Source organism: Pseudomonas sp. AC463, from assembly GCF_979253585.1.
The window spans coordinates 1-243 of record NZ_CEEDDZ010001062.1 but is presented as its reverse complement, the minus strand read 5'-3'; the positions used below and the strand labels follow the sequence as shown (position 1 = coordinate 243).

Below are 243 nucleotides of genomic sequence, written 5' to 3'. Positions count from 1 at the left end.
CTGGATGGAACGGCATCGACGGGTCTGCTCGGTCAGGGTGCCGACCGCGATCAGGGTATCGCATCCGAGACGGTGAACGGGCAGGTCCGCTCGAACATCGTCCCGACCGACGCGAACGGCCTCGCCTTCGTCCGCTCGCCGGCGCCGGTGCTCAACATCGTGTACCTGACCCCGAATGCGTCCACGACCAGCGGCGGCTTCTTCCCCGCCGGTGTGAACGGCACAGTTCGTTCGACCTGATTC

At 66.3% G+C, this 243-nt stretch carries 1 protein-coding gene; it reads left to right on the top strand.

All coding sequences use genetic code 11. The features are described 5' to 3' along the window. Positions 1–240, top strand: a 240-nt coding sequence (locus AC0IYH_RS33515; RefSeq protein WP_471838752.1) for a hypothetical protein, incomplete at its 5' end; no start/stop codon positions are given. Positions 241–243: the final 3 nt, after the last annotated feature.